This is a genomic window from Pseudohaemophilus paraphrohaemolyticus, from assembly GCF_003253115.1.
GTDB lineage: Bacteria > Pseudomonadota > Gammaproteobacteria > Enterobacterales > Pasteurellaceae > Haemophilus_A > Haemophilus_A paraphrohaemolyticus_A.
On record NZ_QEQF01000014.1, the window covers coordinates 1 to 4,598 of the forward strand.

The 4,598-nt window shown below is 36.7% G+C and carries 8 protein-coding genes; 7 read left to right on the forward strand and 1 reads right to left on the reverse strand.

Translation table 11 applies throughout. The features are described from left to right. The 3 genes from DPV92_RS09610 to DPV92_RS09620 form a co-directional block, all read left to right on the forward strand. Positions 1–719: replication initiation protein (locus DPV92_RS09610; protein ID WP_111354676.1), on the forward strand; the 719-nt coding region annotated here is incomplete at its 5' end. Between the two features lie 7 nt (positions 720–726). Beyond that, positions 727–1,086 (forward strand): hypothetical protein, encoded by a 360-nt coding sequence (locus DPV92_RS09615; protein ID WP_111354677.1) that lies wholly within the window; start codon positions 727–729, stop codon positions 1,084–1,086. Further along, the gene (locus DPV92_RS09620; RefSeq protein ID WP_111354678.1) at positions 1,079–1,306 is read left to right on the forward strand and encodes an antitoxin VbhA family protein; all 228 of its coding nucleotides are present in this window, start codon (positions 1,079–1,081) and stop codon (positions 1,304–1,306) included. Before DPV92_RS09615 ends, DPV92_RS09620 begins: the two co-directional genes overlap by 8 nt. Before the next feature lie 384 nt (positions 1,307–1,690). Here the strand turns inward: DPV92_RS09620 and DPV92_RS09625 are convergent, their stop codons facing one another. Continuing rightward, positions 1,691–3,127, reverse strand: coding sequence for a MobA/MobL family protein (locus DPV92_RS09625; protein WP_111354679.1), 1,437 nt, complete (start codon positions 3,125–3,127; stop codon positions 1,691–1,693). On the opposite strand from DPV92_RS09625, the gene DPV92_RS09870 reads away from it, so the two are divergent. The 4 genes from DPV92_RS09870 to DPV92_RS09640 all read left to right on the forward strand — a co-directional run. Further along, positions 3,113–3,259 carry a hypothetical protein gene (locus DPV92_RS09870; protein WP_192574193.1) on the forward strand — a complete coding sequence of 49 codons (147 nt, stop codon included), beginning with the start codon at positions 3,113–3,115 and terminating at the stop codon, positions 3,257–3,259. The genes DPV92_RS09625 and DPV92_RS09870 overlap by 15 nt on opposite strands. Positions 3,260–3,295: 36 nt before the next feature. Further along, entirely contained in the window at positions 3,296–3,592 is a 297-nt protein-coding gene (locus DPV92_RS09630) for a hypothetical protein (RefSeq protein WP_111354680.1), read from the forward strand. Between the two features lie 110 nt (positions 3,593–3,702). Further along, positions 3,703–3,852, forward strand: a complete 150-nt coding sequence (locus tag DPV92_RS09875; RefSeq protein WP_154243697.1) for a hypothetical protein — start codon at positions 3,703–3,705, stop codon at positions 3,850–3,852. A 372-nt stretch (positions 3,853–4,224) separates the two neighbouring features. Beyond that, a partial coding sequence (locus tag DPV92_RS09640) for a replication initiation protein (protein WP_133253062.1) occupies positions 4,225–4,598 on the forward strand: 374 nt, incomplete at its 3' end.

Here is a 4,598-nt window from a genome sequence, read left to right on the forward strand (position 1 = left end):
ATGAAAGGCACGTTACTAAATTTAGATGGGTGTCGTCTCAAACGTATTTCAAGAAAGAGGGGCGATTTAAAATAGCCCTAACCAATGAAATTATGCCTTATTTAACGCAGTTAAAAGGGCAATTTACGCAATATCAGTTAAATCATATCTCTGGCTTTTCCAGTGTTCACGCTATTCGCTTGTATGAGTTATTTACGCAGTATAAGCGATTGGGTGAACGTTATATTTCAGTAGAAGAATTGAAAAAGTGGTTACAACTGGAAGATAAATATGATCGCTATAACAACCTTAATCAGTGGGTTTTAATTCCAGCTTTGTCTGAAATTAACGAAAAATCTGATCTCTTTGTAGGGTATGAACCTATCAAGCGAGGTCGTAAAATTATTGGTGTTGAATTTAATATCACACACGAAAAACCAGTAAAAAAACGCCCAGCATTTCCGCATAAAAACAAGTACGGGAAGTTTGTGAAATTGGATACTCAAAATCCCAAAATGAGTAATGCTGAATATGGAAACTATGCGAGAGATTGCCTAAAAATCCTTGAAGATTTTTATTCTGATCTTGCAGATGTTACAACAGAAGATTTACGGCATTATTGGGTTTTTTTGACTAGCAATGCTAGTTTTAGATCAAAACTTGGTAAGCGGTCAGATTTTTTAAACGAGTTGCAAAATCGAGGGTATAAGATTGTGAACTGTGAATTAGTTAAAGTGTGAGGGCACTATGAAAAATTGCGAATTTTTTTATCATCCTATGTTTGCTATCTATGACTGCGGTGTAGATTACTTAACTAGAGAAAAACATAGATTAGTCGTTATAGCAAATTGTGCTTGGGGGGGATTGCTTAATTTATCTTGTTATTATGATGAGATATTAGAAAAGCAAAAAATACCATTTAGCAAACAGGAAATTGATGATGATATGGACAAAGTGTCCGCTCTTGAGAGGAAGTTTAAAGATATTTCTGAAATCAAAGTAGGAGATGATTGGGAATACCCATTCAATTATGAGCAAGGAATTAAAGAATTAGATGAAGTTCTATTGAAATACATTCCTTTTTTTGAAGAAGAACAAGATGAATAGCAATTTTATAACAGAGACAGAAAAACTAAGCAGACAGAAATCAGTTCAATTCGCTATTGATAATAATAGACTGGAGGGACTAGATACTGACAAGGAGATTCTTGAGCTTTCTCAAGAGTGGGTAAATGGTGTAATTAGTTATAGTGAATTTCAGGAAAAAGTTTATGAAATATACGGACTAGGGTCCACTAAAAAAAACAAAACCGCTCTAACTAAATAGGGCGGTTATTTGTTAAAATAAATTTGCTGTGGTGTCTGAGGGGCTTTTAAAGCGTCCTCGTTAAGCCTAGCCCCTTCGATTGTGTTTAACGCTCTTTTACGAGGGAAGAGCACAATTAAGGACTAAGATATGAAGTTATTTCTGATTATCGCCGTTCTGGTTGGGGCAATGACTTTGGCGGGTTGTGCCTCAACTAGATATACGGACATTTACGGCAATCAAAAAAATTTCCTGCTTGATCATTGTAATGGTGAATAGGTAAATTTTCAACCGCTGGGCAGAAATGTTTAGCGGTTGTTTTTATTGCGAACCCTTAAAGAATTTGCAACTTGTTGCGAGTTCTTTAAGGGTTGAACAACCGAAGCCGTAGGCGTAGGGCGTTAGCTACAAGCTCAAACCAATCTCTCGCTCTAAATGTCTCTGTTGTTTTTCCTGTTGGTGCTGTTTTTCTCGCTCCATTCGCTCTTGAGCCGCTTTATATGCCCCTTGAGCCTTAATTTTTTTCACAAATCCTAAGCTCCGCATTTTTATTTCAGGGTTGTCAGCTTGATATTTGGCAATCTTCTCGTTAATTGGCTCTAGCGTTTTCTGTTCGTATGCTTTTATTTTTTGGCTATACTCGGCTAATTCTTGGCTTTTAGCATTCCGTTGCTCTGCTGTATGTTTGTATTCATCTTCAAGCTCTTTTTTCTTTGCTTTTTGCTCTTTAGTTTCCCATAAACCGAGAAAACCCTGATTTTTATCTGTGAGCTTGTTATATTCCCCCTGAATACGCTGTAAATCCTTGTCGTATTGCGTGATCTCTACTTCCATTCCGTCCCGCTTTTCTTGGGCTTTAACGTATTTTTCTATTTGAGGTAGCCATTCATCAATTAAAAACTGATCAAAATCTGCTTGAGAAAGCCCCTGAATGCGATTTTGAGGCACTTTTTCTTCTTGAGCGTGTATTTTACTGTCTTTTTCTTTTTCGTTGCTTAAATCGTGTTTTAGGGCGCTTTCCGATAATTTAGAAAACGCAGCTGCGAATTTGGATTCATATTTGCCCATTCCTTGAGCCTGTTTTTCTTCGATTTTCTTCAAGTAGGATTTTTCTTTGTTAATTTCTTGCCCTTTAAGTGCAAGCTCTTGCACGATTTGGCGTTCTTCTTGCTCTAATCGGTTCAATTCTTGCCACGTTACCCTGTCAATTCTTGCTCTTGGGGCTTGCTCTATGCCTTGTTCCTTGTAGCTACGTTCGTCAATTCGTGCGGCATATCCGTATTGCTCTAAAGCTTGATTAGCTTGCTCTCTCCACGTTTTTCGGACAGATTGGATAAACTCACGATCTCGAAAATCTGCCGTTTTCATCGCTCCGCCCTTTTCTGGGGATTTAGTATTAGCACGTTTAAAAAACTGCTCGGCTGTACGGTCTATGCCGTCAAGTTGGCGTTCTGAAAATATCAAATGACAATGGGGATTATGATTATTTTTATCGGTATGGATAGCGAAAGAGTAGGGTAGTTTATTGCTACCGCTATCAACCGTATTTTCTATGAAAGAACTTACTAATTTTTGCTGTTGTTCTAGGGTTAATTCTCTAGGTAAAGCAAATTCAATTTCAGTACAAACTCGGGCATTAGCTCGCTCGTAAATATCTGACAATCGCCAAAATTCTTGCGGATTATCTTCGGCAAATTTTGGCATATTGCCATAGCCTGAAAACTGTAAATCATCTAACCGCTTTGAGTATTTATCATTGCGGTTGATGTAGTCGTTTTTGGCTTGAGCTGATTGCCCTTTGCTTTTACTGCAATAGCGAACGTTTAAATGATAGATTGCCATAGTGTTGAGTATTGCGAAACGGTCAAGCGGTACGCTTGCCCACCAGTTTCTCGCAGAGAAACTGATAAGTGGGCATTACGTTATTTTAACGTAATGAACAGAACACTTGCAAGCCTAGCACCTACTGAATAAAATAACGATAATTTCTAACTATATAAAGGGGCTAGTATGGCAAGCGAAAAACTTACAAGATTGGAACAGCAACAAGCAGAGTTACAACGCAAGCAGGACGAAATCAAAGCGAAAATTCGTGCGATTAAGTCAAAAGAACAAGCAGAAAAGCGTAAGAAAGCTACGCATTACAAGGTTTTATTAGGGGCTTTTTGGCTAAATGAAATAATAAATAACCCTCTTTTAGATGTAGATAGAAACTTCCCTAAATTGCGTAAATTTATCAATGATGACAAGAAATTTGATGAATTGAGTGCATTTATCAATGAAGAAATTGAAAAAGGTAAAAAATAACTGTGAGCGAAATTGTAACAATCATTTTTTACAATGTATTGATATTGTCTTTAATTGCTATAAGTGTTTATGTTTACCTGAAATGGCAACATAAAAAACGGATTGATAGAATGTTAGATGAGATGGAAAAATCTTATTCAAAATTTGCCGATCACAAAGCAAACGAAAGAATGCAAAAAAGGATTGATGAGTACGATAAAAGACACCCACTCAAAGCATTTAAAAGGAAGTTTAAAGATAAAATTAAATGGCTTTTATAGGCTACCGCCCTACGCCTGACGGCTACGGTTGCTGAACCCTTGCAGAACAAGCAAACAAGTTTACTTGCTCTGTAAGGGTTTTGTAATTTTAAATCCTGAAAAAAAGAAAAAATTAGGGCTGAAAGCCCAAAAAGAGCCGAAAGGCTCTATTTTTTATATTTTATATTTTTATCTTGTTTTCGGATAGGCTAGAGCCTTTATTTGCAAGGGTTGCGAGATTTTAAAGACTAGAAATTTGTCGTTTACGACTAGAAATTTGTCGTTTAAAGACTAGAAATTTGTCGTTTAAAGACTAGAAATTTGTCGTTTGCGACTAGAAAGAATTATAAATCTAGTTTATTATGTGTTTAATTTTTCAACTCTAGGTATGATATGGCAAATGATTTAACGGTGGTAAAGGCAAATAGTCTAATTGAGGCGAGTTACCGTCTTACATTGGACGAAATGAGATTGTTAGCTTTAACGATTGGAACAATGAACCCGAAAAGCGATCAGCAAGTATTTGAGTTTTCGGTGTCTGAATTTGTAAATCAATTCCCTGATGTGAACGCAGATAGGGCGTACACACAAATAAAATCAGCGATTGAGCGTATTTCTGAACGTTGGGTAAAAACGGAAGATGAAAGGCACGTTACTAAATTTAGATGGGTGTCGTCTCAAACGTATTTCAAGAAAGAGGGGCGATTTAAAATAGCCCTAACCAATGAAATTATGCCTTATTTAACGCAGTTAAAAGGGCAATTTAC

Excerpts from the sequence above, each read along its gene's own strand:
- DPV92_RS09620 (WP_111354678.1), top strand. The coding sequence starts at position 1,079 with ATGAATAGCAATTTTATAACAGAGACAGAAAAACTAAGCAGACAGAAA.
- DPV92_RS09630 (WP_111354680.1), top strand. The coding sequence starts at position 3,296 with ATGGCAAGCGAAAAACTTACAAGATTGGAACAGCAACAAGCAGAGTTA.
- DPV92_RS09870 (WP_192574193.1), top strand. The coding sequence starts at position 3,113 with ATGATAGATTGCCATAGTGTTGAGTATTGCGAAACGGTCAAGCGGTAC.
- DPV92_RS09875 (WP_154243697.1), top strand. The coding sequence starts at position 3,703 with ATGTTAGATGAGATGGAAAAATCTTATTCAAAATTTGCCGATCACAAA.
- DPV92_RS09625 (WP_111354679.1), bottom strand. The coding sequence starts at position 3,127 with ATGGCAATCTATCATTTAAACGTTCGCTATTGCAGTAAAAGCAAAGGG.
- DPV92_RS09615 (WP_111354677.1), top strand. The coding sequence starts at position 727 with ATGAAAAATTGCGAATTTTTTTATCATCCTATGTTTGCTATCTATGAC.